Below are 14,610 nucleotides of genomic sequence, written 5' to 3'. Positions count from 1 at the left end.
GACCGGACGGTCAGCGGAAGTCGCGGCTGGTGGGGGCAGGCGGGCGGCGCAACCGGGGTCGCCACAGGGATTCGCAGACGATGTGCACGACACCCTGTTGCTTCTGGACATACCCACTCGTACCCAAAAACGCGGCCGCCTTGGCCAGCGCGGAATACGTCTCGAACACCGACGGCCAGACGACGAGGTTCACGAAGCCGGTCTCGTCCTCCAGCGTCATGAACGTCACGCCCGACGCGGTCCCCGGGGTCTGCCGACAGATCACCAGCCCGGCGTAACGCACCCTCGTACCGTCCAGCATGGACTGCACCGTTCGGGCATCCGGCAGCCCCAGCGCGCGCAGCTCCTCCCGTAGCGGCTCCAAAGGGTGGCCGCGGGGGCTGTGGGACGTGCGGTCGTAGTCCCACGCCACTTCCTCGAACCGGCTCAGCGCCGCGAACGCGGGGATCCGTTCCCGGATCCGGATGGGCAGCGAGATCCCGCGCCGCCTGAGGAGCGCCCGGACCTGCCACAGGGCCTGCCGGCGATCGATCCCGAACCCCTCGAACGCGCCGGCTTCCGCCAGCGCCACCAGCGCGCCTTCGTCCAGTCCCGTGCGGCGGACGAAGTCGTCGAGGGAAACGAACGGCGAGCGCGCGCGGGCGGATGCGATCCGCCGCCAGTCCCCCTCCCCCAGCCCTTTGACGTAGCGGAGGCCCATCCGGACGGCGTAAGCCCCAGGTTCGAGGGTACACCCCCACTCGCTGTGGAGCACGTCTACCGGCAGCACCGCGACGCCGTGACGCCGGGCGTCCTCGACGATTGTCGCCGGCGCATAGAACCCCATCGGCTGGGCGTTGAGCAGAGCGCAGACGAACTCCGCCGGGTAGTGGCATTTCAGGTAGGCCGCCGCGTAGGCGATCAGGGCGAAACTGGCCGCGTGAGACTCGGGGAAGCCATACTCGCCGAAGCCGCAGATCTGCTGGAAGACGCGCTCGGCGAACTCGGGCGCGATCCCCTTGGCCTGCATACGGGAGATCAGCCGCTCGCGGTGTCGCTCGATGCGGCCGGTCCTTCGCCACGCCGCCATGTCGCGGCGCAACTGGTCGGCCTCGCCGGGCGTGTAGTCGGCGGCCGTGACCGCCAGCCGCATCACCTGTTCTTGGAACAGCGGCACACCCAGGGTCTTGCGCAGCACCGGTTCCAGACAGGGATGCGGGTAGTCCACGGGTTCGATGCCGCTGCGGCGCCGCAGGTAGGGGTGCACCATGCCGCCGGTGATCGGCCCCGGCCGGACGATGCTGATCTGGACCACCAGGTCGTAGAAGTTCTGCGGTCGCAGCCGGGGCAACATCGCCATCTGCGCGCGGCTCTCGATCTGGAAGACACCCACGGTGTCCCCGCGGGAGATCATGTCGAACGTCTGTGGGTCGTCGGGCGGGATCGTCGCCATCGACAGTTCCACGCCGCGGTGTCGCTTCAGCAGATCGAAGCACAGGTCGAGGTGGGTGAGCGCGCCGAGCCCCAGCAGGTCGACCTTGAACAGCCCCAGGTCCTCGAGGTCGTCTTTGTCCCACTGGATCACGGTACGGCCGGGCATCGCCGCCCGCTCGACCGGTACGATCTCGCAGACCGGTTCGCCGCCGAGCAGGAAACCCCCGGGGTGAATCGAGAGGTGCCGCGGGAAGCCCTGGATCTCGGCCGCCAGCCGCATCAGGTGCTCGTGCCCGGGTACCGCCGGGTCGAGCCCGGCCTCGACGAGCGCCCGAGGGTCCGGGGCGTCGGAATGCAACAGCATCCGCGCCAGCCGGTCCAGCGAGGTCGGCGGCAGGCCCAGGGCCTTTCCCACGTCGCGTACCGCGGACCGTGCGCGGTAGCGGACGACGTTGGCGACCATCGCCGCCCGCTCTCGCCCGTACCGGTCGTAGACGAACTGGATCACCTCCTCGCGCCGGTTGTGCTGGATGTCCAGGTCGATGTCGGGCGGTTCGGCCCGCTCCCGGGATAAGAAACGCTCGAACAGCAGCTCCACGCGCTCGGGGTCGACCTGGGTGATGCCCAGGCAGTAGCAGACCGTCGAATTCGCCGCCGATCCGCGCCCCTGGCAGAGGATGCCCCGGTGGCGGCAGAACTCGACGATCTCCCACATCGTCAGGAAGTACCCGCCATAGTCCAGTTCCTCGATCAGGGCGAGTTCCCGCTCCAGCTGCGATGCGACCGCATCCGGGAGGCGGTCGCCGTAACGTGCGCGCGCTCCGGCAAACGTCAGGTGCCGCAGCCACTGCGAGGGGTTCGTCCCGTCCGGCAGGCGCTGTGCAGGATAGCGGTACCGCAGTTCGGTCAGCGAGAAGGTGCAGCGCGCGGCCACCTCCTCGGTGCGGGCCACGGCGGATGGGTCGTCGGCGAACAGCGAGCGAAAGGCGTGGGGGGATTTCAGGTCGTGCTCGGCGTTGGGCCGGATCCGCCGCCCCGCCGCAGCGAGCGCGACGCCATATCGGATGCACGTCAGGACGTCCTGCGCCGGACGGCGCGACGGCGTGTGGTAGAGCACCTCGGTCGCGGCGACCACCGGGGTCCCGTAGTGTGCAGCCTGCTCCCGCACCCATGCCTCCGTCCGCACCTCCTCGGCCCGCCGGTGCCGGGCGACCACCGCGTACAGCCGGTCGCCGAACGCATCGTGCAGCGCAGGCAGCGGGCAGGCGGAAGTAGCGGATCGGCGGCCCGCGGCCGACCGATGGCTGCCATTGCCCCACAGGGCGATCAGGCCCCCCGCGTGCGTGCAGACTTCTTCCCAGGTGACCGAAGACGTGCCCTTAGGGGAGCGCAGGCGGCCCGCTGTGACGAGGCGGCAGAGGTTGGCGTATCCGGTCCGGTCCTGCACCAGCAGGACGATCGTCGCACCGTCTGTCACTGTCACCTCCGATCCGACGATCAGGTGGACACCGAGATCACGCGCGCGGACGTGGGCGCGCACGACGCCGTACACCCCGTCGCGGTCGGTGAGCGCCAGCGACCGCAGTCCGAGTCGGTGCGCCTGTTCGACCAGTTCGTCGGGATGGCTCGCCCCTTCCAAGAACGAGAAGTTGGACTTGCACCACAGCGGAACGTACGCCACGGCGGACGCGCTACTCCACCCGCCCGTGCCAGAACCAGCGGCGGCGGACGCGGTCGTAGTACACCCACAGCAGGTGCCCTCTTTTCGTGCGGACGAAGTAGTACTCCCGGTGGACCTCGCGCCGCCACCAGCCGCCGGACACGACGTAGGGACCCCACAGATCGGTGACCGCCCCGCCCTCCACACCCAGGATCAGCCACCCATCGTCGCGCACATCTCGCGGCGGGGAGGGCAGCGGAATCGGCTTGCTGAAGATCCGCCGCACCGCCGCAGGCATCCCGACCCCCGGGCGGGGGAGCGTGACGGCGTCGATCGGCTCCCACGCGAACTGCGCCTCCGGCAGGTGCCCGTCGCAGACGACGGCCCGGACCACGGCCGCCTCGCCGAACTCGGTACGCAGGCGCGCCAGCGCGCGGTCGGCCGCTTCTAGGTCGCGGTGCGGGTGAGCAGGAAAGAACCCGACCTGCTCGGCTGGAGCATCCGTACCGCGCGCGGTGAGCACGATCTCGGAGTATCCGACAGATCCCCGATTCCCGACCTCCGATTCCAGCCTCAGGCGCACGAGGTCCAGGATCCGCAGTTCGTCGAGGGTCGGTGAGGCCGGCCGGATGTTGTGCGTCCGCCACCTCGCTCCGTCCGGTCGCAGCCGCAGTTCCAACTCGACCAGCGCCTGGCCCCGCGAGCCCAATGCCGCGAGCATCGGTGCAAGCAGCCGCTTGATCGCGAACAGCAGCCGCGTCCGGTCCGTCTCCGGGTTGTCCAGGACGAGCCGCCGCTGTACCGGTCGGACTTCCGGAAGCGGGCGCAGCGGCGCCGGGAGGTCACCGGAGGCCATTTGGTGCAGACGGTGGGCCTGGGGTCCGAACCGCTCCCGCACGCCTTCGAGGGGCAGACGCAGGAAGTCGTCCACAGTCCGCACCCCGAGCCTGTCGAGCGCGTCGCGCAGGTCTGGATCCGTATCCAGCTCCGCCAGGCGGACCCTGCGGGCTGTCTCCTGCTCGCTGTATGGATCGTCGAAGACGATCACGCCGTCGTGCGATCGCGCCACCGCGTACGTCCCGAACCGCGTGAAGCCGACCGCCACCGACGCCCGAAATCCCACTCGCTGGAGGTCCTGCCGTACGGCTCTGGCCCAGTCGGCCGGCGACGGATAGAGGAGGTCGAGTCCGGAGCCGTCCAGCCAGAACACGCCTGGTTCGGCTGCGGACGGCTCGATGCCCGGCGCAAACCTTCGCAGCCGCACAGCGAGCGTCTCGATGGTGTGTGCAACCTCCGATGCCGAAACCGCACCGGCGCGCAGATCGTGGGCGAGCGAGAGCGCGGTGGCGTACCGTAAGCCCGGAAGGATGCCCGCGCGCCGTGCCCGCTCGTTCACCCACAGTACCGGGCTGTGCGGCGCATCCTCCTCCACGACGGCCACCGCGCAGCCCTGCCACTCTGGGTGCGCCCGCAGCAGGATCTGCAGGGGGAGGGCCCTCACGTCAGTACAGGCCATCCGGCCCAACGTAGTCCTCCACATGCTCCCAGGTCGGACCCCGCCGCTTGTCCTTGACGACCCGGGCCTCACAGCGAAAACGGCCCGGAGCGACGATCTGCCGCCGGCCCTGCACCCGCAGGGAAATCAGGGGCCCCAGAGAAGGGGCTTCGCCGGATTTCTCCGTCAGGCAGACGACGGCGGAGAGGTGTCTGTGAGCGAGGCCGGCGAGGCGTGCCTGGAGCGGGACCGGCAGATCGGCACGACCCAAGTCCAGCACCACCAGCCCGAACGCGCCTGACCGCACCAGCCGGTCGGCGGCACGGCCGACTGACCGTGGGTCACAGAGCCGAACCACGACCAGGGATTGCAGGTCCACACCGGTCTGCGCCGCGTCGGGCGGGAAGAACGAGTTGTCCGCGGTGGTGACCCACGCCACCGGCTCGATCCGCCGCTGCGCATCCCATGCGAGCCCGAACGCCAGGGTGAGCCCGATGCCTTCCCCTGCGCCCGAGACCTCCACCAGACGTCCGGCCACCGCGGGAAAGCACCAGCCGGGTGCCGGCACCGGGTGCCGCGACGGAGCGAGGAGAACCTGTTCGGGATCCAGCACGGATCGGGTCGCGTTTCCGGTAGCGTCCAGGGCGGCGGAAGACGAGGAATGGCCGAGGTCCCGTCCTGGCCCATATAGCGTACATACGTTCGCTATAAGATGCAAGGGGGGTTCCTGGTACCGGTTCCAGGTACCGGTTCCAGGAACCCGTGGCGGCTAGGCTGGGTTGAGGAAGTAGATCACGAACGCCAGCGACGAGACCAACATGAGGGGGTGTACCTCTCGGATCTTGCCGCTCAGCAGCTTCAGGACGGTGTAGACGATGAAGCCAGCACCGATGCCGTTGGTGATCGAGTAGGTGAACGGCATCACGAGCATCGTGACGAACGCGGGGATCGCCTCGTCGTAGTTCGCCCACGGGATGTCCTTCACGATGGTCATCATGAAGAACCCCACCAGGATCAGCGCCGGCGCGGTGGCCTGCGCGGGGATGATGCCGGCCAGCGGATTGAGGAACATTGCCAGCAAGAACAGCACGCCCACGACCACCGACGTCAGGCCGGTGCGCCCGCCTTCGGCCACGCCGGCCGCGCTCTCGATGTAGGTCGTGTTGCTGCTGCTGTTGGCGAATCCGCCGAACGCCGCCCCCAGCGAGTCCACAACCAGGACTCTCCGGATGCCGGGCAGCTTGCCGCGCTCGTCCAGGAAACCCGCCTCGCTGCTGATGCCCACGACCGTGCCCATCGTGTCGAAGAAGTCAGCCAGCATGATCGAGAACACCACCAGAACCGCGGTGGCCACGCCGAGCGTGGCGAAGAAGGCGAAGTCCACACGGCCGAAGATCCGGCCGTCGCCCACCAGCCCCTGCGGCGCGCCGATCCACTGAGCGGGCAGGACCGCCGACGCACCGAACGCGCGCCCGCCTCCCCACAGGTAGTTCGCGACGATCGCAACGGCGGTCGTCAGCAGGATCCCCCACAGCAGGGCGCCCTTCACGCGGCGGGCGAGCAGCCACCCGGTGATCAACAGACCGACGACGAAGACCGTGATCGGCAGCGCCCTCAGGTGGCCCAAGCTGACCGGGACCCCCTGCCCCGGGACGACGAAGCCCGCGTTGACGAATCCGATCAGCGCGATGAACAGCCCAATGCCCACCCCGATCGCGCGCTTCAGCGACATCGGGATGGCATCCATCACCGCCTCCCGGAACCGCGTCAGCACCAGCAGCAGGATGACCAAGCCTTCCAGAAAGATGACCGTCATCGCCTGCGGCCAGGTCAGTTTGAGCGATCCCACCAGCTGGAACGCCACGACCGCGTTGAGACCCATGCCGGGCGCCAGGGCGAACGGGTAGTTCGACCACAGGCCCATGAGGATCGAGAGGATCCCGGCGGTCAGGCACGTGACGGTGAGCACGGCCGGAAACGCCAGCCTCTCGCCCGTGGGGTCGGCGATCTGTCCCAGGATGCTGGGGTTGACGAAGATGATGTAAGCCATGACCATGAACGTCGCCAACCCCGCGCGGATCTCGGTGGTCGCGGTGGTCCCGCGTTCGCTCAGACGGAACGTGTTCTCCAGCCACCCGCCCGCGGCTGCCGGCTCCCGAACGGCTTCTGCCAAAGGTCCCACCCCCCTCTGCGTTCGGATTGGTAGAACGATCTGCACGGCGATCGCCCCCACAAGCGGATCGTAGGTCAGCGCGGACGCGCGGCGCCAGGGGCTGTGACCGATAATGTTCGGATTTCTCTAACCGTCTTGGAGCCCGAACGCCCGATGCAGCGCCCGCACCGCGCGGGCCACCTCCTCGGCGTCGATCACGCAGGAGATCTTGATCTCTGAGGTGCTGATCATCTGGATGTTGATTCGCTCGGCGGCCAGCGCCCCGAACATCGTCGCCGCCACGCCGGGGTTGCTGACCATGCCCGCGCCCACGACGGAGACCTTGGCCACCCCGGTCTCGCCTTGGACCCGGGTCGCGCCGAGTTCCCGGGCCACCCGTTCGGCGGACTCCACGGCGGTGCGGGCGTCCTGGCCGCCCACCGTGAAGGAGATGTCGGCGCGCCCGCTGCGGCTGGCGGTCTGCACGATCATGTCCACGTTGACGTGGGCCTCCGCCAGCACCCCGAACAACCGGTGGGCCACGCCGGGGATGTCCGGCAGGTCTTCCACGGTGATCTTGCAAACGTCGAGGTCGTGCGTCACGGCGTTGACGGAGCGGATGGGCTCCATGGGTTCCTCCCCGACGAACGTGCCGTCGCCTTCTTCGAACGTGCTGCGCACGTGCAGGCGGACACGGTGGGTCTTCGCGTACTCGGCCGCGCGGACGTGGACCACTACCGCCCCCGAGGACGCCATCTCGAGCATCTCGTCGTAGGTCAGCCGCGGCAGCCTGCGAGCCTCGGGCACCAGACGCGGGTCGGCGGTGTGCACACCGGCGACGTCCGTGTAGATCTCGCAGACGTCGGCACCCAGCGCCGCGGCGACCGCGACGGCGGTGGTGTCGGATCCGCCGCGCCCCAGCGTCGTGATCTCGCCCGCAGCCGACACGCCCTGGAAACCAGCGACCACCGGGATCCGGCCGCGGCCGAGCTCGTCGAGCAGGCGCCCGCGCTCCACGTCGAGGATCCGGGCCCGGGTGTGGACCGGCTCCGTCAGGATGCGCACCTGCCATCCGACGAGTGAGGTGGCCGCCTCCCCCTCCGCGTGCAGCGCCATCGTCAGCAGCGCCGCCGCCAGCTGCTCGCCGGTCGCCAGCAGCACGTCGAGCTCGCGCCGGCAAGGGCGATCCGTGACCTCGCGGGCTCGCGCCAGCAGGTCGTCGGTCGTGTCCCCCGGTGCGGACACCACGACGGCGACCTGCGCGCCACCGCGCCGCGTTTGCGCGATGCGGCGCGCCACGTGCCGCATGCGGTCCGGCGTGGCGACCGAAGAACCCCCGTACTTCTGGACGATCCGCACCCCGGCCCTGCTCCCCTCGCCGGTTCAAGGCCCCGGACGTGCCCCGTCGAGGACCCGCAGCAGCGGACTGATGCCTGCGACGACCTCCATCGCACCGAGGCGCCGCAGGACAGCCCGCAGGGACCGCTCCGTCGCCGGATGTGTGCGCAGGACGACGTCCGCCTCCGCGCCCCGGTTCTGCTGGACGATCGAGTGCAGACTGACGCCTTCTTCTGCAAACGCCGCCGCGACCTGCGCGAAGACGCCGGGCCGGTCGGCCACGCGCAGCACCAGGCAGACCGACGTCAGACGCTCGGAGGCCGACCGCACCGGCTTGTCACAGTAGCAGGTACACGCGACGCGGCCGTGTGCGTTGTGGCTGCGGTTGCGCGCCACCGCCACGAGGTCCGACAGCACCGCCGAAGCCGTCGGATCGCCGCCGGCGCCGCGTCCGGAGATTACGATCTCGCCCGCAGCCTCCGCCCGCATCCACACCGCGTTGCGCTCGTGGCGGACCGACGCCAGGGGATGGGAGGAGGGCACGAGTGCGGGGAACACCGCCGCCTCCATCCCCTCGGGGCGGTCCGCGGCATGCGCCAGCAGCTTGATCGTGTATCCCAGGTCGCGCGCGTAGGCCACCTCGCGCGGCGAGATCGCCCCGATCCCCTCGCAGTGCACGTCGCTGCGGACCACCCGGCTGTTGAACGCCACCGTGGCCAGGATTGCGATCTTCGCCGCGGCGTCGTGCCCCTCGACGTCGTCACTCGGGTCGCTCTCCGCGAACCCCATGCGCTGCGCCTCGCTGAGCGCCTCGCCGAACGAGAGCCCCTCTTCGTGCATGCGGGTGAGGATGTAGTTCGTCGTCCCGTTGAGGATCGCGGCGATCTCGTGGATCCGATCTCCGGCCAGTGACTCCTTGATCGTGCGGATGATCGGGACACCGCCGGCCACGCTGCCCTCGAAGAACAGATCCGCACCGGACGATTCGGCAGCCTGCAACAGCTCGCGGCCGCGGTTGGCCATCAACTGCTTGTTGGCCGTGACCACCGACTTCCCGCGGCGCAACGCTTCGAGGACGTAGCCGCGCGCGGGTTCGATGCCGCCGATGAGTTCTACGACGACGTCGACGTGCGGGTCGCGCACGACTTCCCAGGCGTCGGCTGTCAACAGGCCGCGTTCGAGCTCGACGGCCCTCGGCCGATCGGGGTGTGCGACCGCCACGCGGCGCACGGACAGCGGCGTTCCGGCGCGGTGTGCCAGCTCCACGGCAAAAGCGCGCAGACGTCGCAGGACGGCGGTCCCGACGTTTCCTAGACCCAACAGACCGATCTGCAGCATCTTGAATCCGAAGTGTAGCGCATCCGGCGGTCGTGCGTCGGAGAACCGCCCGCGGCCTTATGGCAGCCGACCGACGATGCCGTCTTGGCCAAAGCGAGCAGGCCGAGGATTGCCTCGACCGTCGGTGCCACGCGGATCGGTTGGGCACCGCGTTCGGCGGATGCGGGGTCTTTCAGCCCGTGGCCGGTGAGCACCGCGACGACGGTCCCCTCCACCCGAACCCCCTCGCGCATCGTGCGCAACAGCCCCGCAACCGAGGCTGCCGACGCCGGCTCGACGAACAACCCCTCCTCGCGGGCCAGGCGCGACTGTGCGTCGAGAATCTCTCCGTCGCTGACCTCGGCGATGAGGCCCCCGGACTCCGCCGCAGCGGTCAACGCCCCCTGCCAGGAGGCGGGTCTGCCGATGCGGATCGCGGTCGCCACGGTCTGCGGGGCGTCCACCGGGTGGCCACGCACGATCGGTGCCGCTCCCTCCGCCTGGAACCCCCACATCCGGGGTCTGTCGCCCGGGGGCAGGATCTCGCAGAACCCGCGCCAGTACGCAGTGATGTTGCCGGCGTTGCCCACCGGCAGGGCCACGACGTCCGGAGCACGTCCCAGCGCCCGGTGGATCTCAAAGGCCGCGGTCTTCTGTCCCTCGATCCGGTACGGATTCACGGAGTTCACCAGAGTCAGGTTGCCCCGCGGCGCCGCCTCGCGCACGAGTTCCAGCGCCTGATCGAACCCCCCTGGGATCGTCGCGACGGTCGCCCCGTGCATACGTGCCTGGGCCAGCTTTCCGGCGGCGACCGTCCCTTCCGGGAGCACGACGATGCATTGCAGTCCGGCCCGCGCCGCGTAGGCCGCCGCCGACGCCGCGGTGTTGCCGGTGGACGCGCAGATCACTCCTCGGCTTCCGGCTTCCGCTCCCTTGGCCACGGCGACGACCATCCCCCGATCCTTGAATGACCCCGTGGGGTTGAGTCCCTCACACTTGAACCACAGCTCGGCCCCCGGCAGGTCTCGTCCCATGGAGACGGACCGGACCAGGGGCGTGTTGCCCTCCAGCAGCGTCAGGGCGGGCGTGCGTTCGGTAACCGGAAGTCGGTCCGCGAACGCAGCCAGCACGCCGGGCCACGGTGTCGACGCATCCCAAGCGGAGGAAGCCCGGCCCGCGGGGTGCCGCTGGGAACTCACGACAGCGCCTCCGGCGCCGACCGGTGGATGACACCGCGGCACCCGCTCATCGCGCCGCCGGGTAGGAGCCCAGCACGATGGCCCACGCGCACTCCTTGCGCAGGGCGGTCAGTGCGTGTTGGACCCGGGGGTCGTCGGCGTGCCCCTCGAAGTCGACGTAGAAGACGTACTCCCACACCGTGTGCTTGGCCGGCCGCGACTCCAGCTTCGTGAGATTCAGGCCGCGCTGCGCGAGAGTGCCCATCGCCCGATACAGCGCGCCGGGTCGGTGCTCGGTGGCGAAGACGATCGACGTCTTGCTGGGATCGCGTCGGGGTGGCGGTTCACGGCGGATCGACAGGAAGCGCGTGTAGTTCATCGGGTTGGCCTCGATGTCCTCGGCGAGGATTACCAAGCCGTACAGCTGGGCGGCCCGACGGCTGGCCACCGCGGCCGCGTCCGCCGGCCGCTCGCGTGCCAGCATCTGCGCCGACCCAGCGGTGTCGTAGAAGGGGACCAACTCGACGCCCAGCCGCGACAGGTACACGTCGCATTGGGCCAGTGCCTGGGGATGGGAGTACACACGGCGCACGTCGTCGATCCGCGTGCCGGGTAGCCCCAACAGGCAGTGCGACACGCGCAGAGTGGACTCTCCCGCGATCTGCAGCGCGTGGTGGAACTGCAGCAGCAGGTCGTACGTCTCGTTGATGCTCCCGGCCTCGGAGTTCTCCACCGGGACGATCCCGGCCTCGCAGCTCGCGTCGGCCACGGACTGAAAGACGTCGCGGAGAGAGCGGTGCGGGACCGCGTCCACCTCGCCGAAGTGGTGGCGGGCAGCTTCTTCGCTGAACGCGCCCCGCTCGCCCTGGAATGCAACCCGCATGGCTCAAGCGTCTGCGGGGGGCACTCGCCCGTCAAGGGCCCGGCCGCATATGACCTCGCCGCTACTTCGCCAATTCCCGCGCCCGGTGCGCGGCACGACGGACGGCTTCCACGACGGCTCCGCGCACATCGCGTTCCTCGAGTGCGCCGAGACCGGCCATGGTCGTACCGCCGGGCGAAGTGACCCGGCGCCGCAGCTCTGCCGGGTCGGCGCCGGTCTCGCGCAGCATCCGCGCCGCACCGAACACGGTCTGGATCACCAGGTCGCGGGCCACGTCCGGCGAAAGGCCGGCGCGCACACCGGCTTCGATCATGCTCTCGACGAGGAAGAAGACGTACGCCGGACCGCTGCCCGACAGCCCGGTCACCGCGTCCAAAAGCTGCTCCGGGACCTCGATGGCCCTTCCCACCGACGTCAGAATCGCCTGCGTCCACACCGCGTCGTCGCGGGTGCAGCAGGATCCTAGCGCGAACGCCGCGATCCCCTCGCGGACCGCTGACGGCGTGTTCGGCATGGCGCGCACCACCCCAACCCGGGGGAACGAGGCCTCCAGCGACGCGATCGTCAAGCCGGCGACCACCGACAGCACGCGGTGGGAGAATCGGATGTGGGGCTTCAGCTGATCGACGGCTTCCGGGACGTCTTTGGGCTTGACGGCCAGCACGACGACATCGGCGCGCTCGCACAGCTCCGCCTTGTCGACCGCGGGCCGCACCCCGTAAGTCCCGACGACGCGCTGAAGGCGCGCCCGGTCGGACCGGTTGACCACCCAGATCCGCTCGGGTCCGACGGATCCGCCGGCGACCAGGCCGGCGATCAGCGCTTCGGCCATGTTGCCCGCCCCCACGAACCCCAGGTGGCGATCGATCCGTGCGTACATGCCCTGCCTCCAAACAAAATGCCCCCGCCGCAAGGGCGGAGGCTGTCCGCGGTACCACCTTGGCTTCGGCCGGTGCCCTCCGCACATGGGGTCGAGCACCGACCACCTCTTGCGAGCTGTCACGGGCTCACCCGGCGGACTTGCCCGCCGTCGTGGCCGACGGCGTCCTCACCCGCGGCTTGGGGGTGGGTTTGGGGGAGCGGTGCCGACCTGGCCTCACACCCGCCGGGCCCGGCTCGCTTTCGGACCGGCCTCCCCTACTGGCCCCTTCGTCGCCTCACGTATCGCCGTTTGTAGCACACGCTGGCCGCGCCCGTCAACGGGCAGATGCCGCGAACCTTCACCGGACCGCTTGCTCCTTATAGGCCGGCAGGTCGTGGCCCCGCAGGAACGCCATCACTTTCCGCGCCACCTTGGGGCCGACCACCTCGGCGACGTCTGCTTCGGTGCTCTCGCGGATCCTGCGGACTGATCCGAAGCGGCGGATCAACTCACGCTTGCGCTTCTCCCCGATCCCCGGGATCTCGTCGAGCACCGAGTAGACGATCCTGCGGCCGCGCAGTCTCTGATGGTAGGCGTTGGCGAACCGGTGCGCCTCGTCGCGGATGCGCTGCAACAGGTGCAGCGCGGCGGAGTCCTTGCCCAGGCTCAGCGGCTCTTGTCGACCGGTCCGGAACAGCAGCTCCTCCCGCTTGGCGAGCGCGACCGCGGGGATCGGCAGGTTGAACTCGAACAGCACCTCCTGCGCCGCCGCCAGTTGTGCCCGACCCCCGTCGATGACGAGGAGATCCGGCAACACCGACCACTTGGGCCGGATGGGCTCGTCCCGGTCCAGTCTGTCCTGCTCCTCGCGCGCGCGCACGAACCGGCGGCGCAGGGTCTCGCGCAGCATCCCCACGTCGTCGGGACCCTCCGTCCACTTGATCCCGAAACGCCGGTAGGCGTCCTTCTTCGGCCTCCCGCCTTCGAAGGTGATCATCGCCGCCACCGCTTCGCCGCGCTGCAAGTTGGAGACGTCGTAGCACTCGATCCGGAACGGCGGTTCGTCCAGCTCCAGGACCTGCTGCAGCGCACGCACCGCCGCCCCCTCACGGCCAACCAGGCGTGCGCGCTCCTGCTCCAGCGCAAGGCGTGCATTCTCCCGCGCCATCTCGACCAGGCGCCGCTTGTCGCCCCGCTGGGGTACGGTGACGGCCACGCGGCCCCCGCGCCGCTGCGACAGCCAGTCGGCGATGACGTCCCGGTCCGCGACGGGCTCCGGGATGAGGACTTCGCGTGGGATCGCCGTCGCGAACTCGTAGTACTGTTCGAGGAAGTTCCGCACGACCTCGGCTGTCGAGTGCCCCTGCGCGCCGGTCAGAAAGAAGTGTTCTCGGCCGCTCAGCCGGCCGTCGCGGACGAAGAAGACCTGGGCGCATGCGTCGTCGCCTTCCGCGTAGACCCCCACCACGTCCCGGTCCTCCAGCCCCGTCCCGCTGATGCGCTGCCGCTCGCGGATCGCCTCGATGGCCCGGATCTGGTCCCGCAGGACGGCCGCGCGCTCGTACTCCATCGCGGCCGCGGCGTCCTCCATCTGGCGGCGGAGGCTGGCAACCAGGTCTTCCTGGCGTCCTTCCAGGAACAGGGCCACCTGCCGAACCTGCTCCGCGTACTGCTCGGGCGTGGCGCCCCACGCGACGCACGGCGCGCTGCACTGGCCGATCGCGTAGTCGAGGCACGGACGGGGCAGCGTGCGGTCGATCTCGATGTGGCAGGTGCGCAACTTGAACAGCTTCCGCAGGGTGCGGATGGTCCGGCCGACGAGCTTCGGTTCGTGGTACGGATACGGGCCGAAGTACTTGGCACCGTCGCGCGCGATGCGGCGGGTCATGACGATTCTCGGATAGGCTTCGTTCGTGAGCTTCAGGTATGGGTAGGCCTTGTCGTCTGCCATCCGCACGTTGTACCGGGGCCGGTGCTGCTTGATGAGGTTCGTCTCCAGGATCAGCGCCTCGACCTCGTTGGCGCAGGCCACGACGTCAAAGTCGAAGATCCTGCCCATGAGGTGGCGCGTGCGCGGTGACTCCACCGTCATCGGGTCCTGGAAGTACGCGCGCACCCGCCTGCGCAGCGACGACGCCTTGCCGACATAGATCACCCTGCCGGCGGCGTCGCGCAGCAGGTAGACGCCGGGTCTGGGCGGCAGCGCCCGCAACTTCTCTTCGAGGCTGGCGACCGTCGGCATGTCTTTGCCTATTAATGATACAGGCGCAACTGGAGCTTCTCGTCTGCGAGCCCCATCGGGGCCCGCTCGA

At 69.6% G+C, this 14,610-nt stretch carries 10 protein-coding genes; all 10 read right to left on the bottom strand.

All coding sequences use genetic code 11. The annotated features are described in order from the left end of the window. Positions 1-10 precede the first annotated feature (10 nt). The 10 genes from QN163_06850 to uvrC all read right to left on the bottom strand — a co-directional run bounded on the left by QN163_06850 (position 11) and on the right by uvrC (position 14,540). Entirely contained in the window at positions 11-3,094 is a 3,084-nt protein-coding gene (locus QN163_06850) for an error-prone DNA polymerase (protein ID MDR5683725.1), read from the bottom strand. Between the two features lie 10 nt (positions 3,095-3,104). Further along, the gene (locus QN163_06845; protein ID MDR5683724.1) at positions 3,105-4,589 is read right to left on the bottom strand and encodes a DNA polymerase Y family protein; all 1,485 of its coding nucleotides are present in this window, start codon (positions 4,587-4,589) and stop codon (positions 3,105-3,107) included. Beyond that, the gene (locus QN163_06840; protein MDR5683723.1) at positions 4,576-5,106 is read right to left on the bottom strand and encodes a recombinase A; all 531 of its coding nucleotides are present in this window, start codon (positions 5,104-5,106) and stop codon (positions 4,576-4,578) included. The genes QN163_06845 and QN163_06840 overlap by 14 nt, the downstream gene beginning before the upstream one ends. A gap of 231 nt (positions 5,107-5,337) precedes the next feature. Continuing rightward, entirely contained in the window at positions 5,338-6,741 is a 1,404-nt protein-coding gene (locus QN163_06835) for an NCS2 family permease (protein MDR5683722.1), read from the bottom strand. Positions 6,742-6,867: 126 nt separating this feature from the next. Continuing rightward, complete coding sequence (locus QN163_06830) at positions 6,868-8,079, bottom strand: aspartate kinase (protein MDR5683721.1); 1,212 nt, start codon at positions 8,077-8,079, stop codon at positions 6,868-6,870. A 24-nt stretch (positions 8,080-8,103) separates the two neighbouring features. Then, positions 8,104-9,396 carry a homoserine dehydrogenase gene (locus QN163_06825; GenBank protein MDR5683720.1) on the bottom strand — a complete coding sequence of 431 codons (1,293 nt, stop codon included), beginning with the start codon at positions 9,394-9,396 and terminating at the stop codon, positions 8,104-8,106. Next, positions 9,369-10,574 carry a threonine synthase gene (gene thrC / locus QN163_06820; protein ID MDR5683719.1) on the bottom strand — a complete coding sequence of 402 codons (1,206 nt, stop codon included), beginning with the start codon at positions 10,572-10,574 and terminating at the stop codon, positions 9,369-9,371. Before thrC ends, QN163_06825 begins: the two co-directional genes overlap by 28 nt. A 46-nt stretch (positions 10,575-10,620) precedes the next feature. Next, positions 10,621-11,436 (bottom strand): prephenate dehydratase, encoded by an 816-nt coding sequence (pheA, locus tag QN163_06815; protein MDR5683718.1) that lies wholly within the window; start codon positions 11,434-11,436, stop codon positions 10,621-10,623. A 61-nt stretch (positions 11,437-11,497) separates the two neighbouring features. After that, complete coding sequence (proC, locus tag QN163_06810) at positions 11,498-12,316, bottom strand: pyrroline-5-carboxylate reductase (GenBank protein MDR5683717.1); 819 nt, start codon at positions 12,314-12,316, stop codon at positions 11,498-11,500. A 340-nt stretch (positions 12,317-12,656) separates the two neighbouring features. Next, positions 12,657-14,540, bottom strand: coding sequence for an excinuclease ABC subunit UvrC (uvrC, locus tag QN163_06805; protein ID MDR5683716.1), 1,884 nt, complete (start codon positions 14,538-14,540; stop codon positions 12,657-12,659). Positions 14,541-14,610: the final 70 nt, after the last annotated feature.

The organism is Armatimonadota bacterium, assembly GCA_031432545.1.
In the GTDB taxonomy this organism is placed as follows: Bacteria; Sysuimicrobiota; Sysuimicrobiia; order Sysuimicrobiales; family Sysuimicrobiaceae; genus Caldifonticola; species Caldifonticola tengchongensis.
The sequence above is the reverse complement of the archived record's forward strand: the minus strand, read 5'-3'. Positions and strand labels throughout refer to the sequence as shown.